The sequence below is a fragment of the Candidatus Dedyshia acidiphila genome (assembly GCF_051025295.1).
GTDB lineage: Bacteria > Acidobacteriota > Terriglobia > Terriglobales > Acidobacteriaceae > KBS-83.
The window spans coordinates 1-247 of sequence record NZ_JBMGJV010000219.1 but is presented as its reverse complement, the minus strand read 5'-3'; the positions used below and the strand labels follow the sequence as shown (position 1 = coordinate 247).

The window sequence follows — 247 nt, the reverse complement described above, 5'->3', positions numbered from 1 at the left end:
CTCGTGCGTTCACGCTATCGAACAGCACCCAGTCCGCGAGCCGATAGAGCGCGTCAGCCTGCTCCTCACAACTTGGCCCTGTCTTGTCGACGAACACCGCGCTCGGATGTACTTCCGCAGTTTTTTTCGTCTTCTTGATGTCGACGGTGCGTGCGACCGCGTCGACGGCGATAACTTCTCCGATCTTCTCGCCGCGCTGGCAAATCGTGTCGCCAGCACATACATCCATTTCCTGCTTATCGAACGA

General features: G+C 57.5%; 1 protein-coding gene. It reads right to left on the bottom strand.

The features are described 5' to 3' along the window. On the bottom strand, positions 1-247 hold a 247-nt coding region (locus AC5IJH_RS18650), incomplete at both ends, for a hypothetical protein (RefSeq protein ID WP_491904308.1).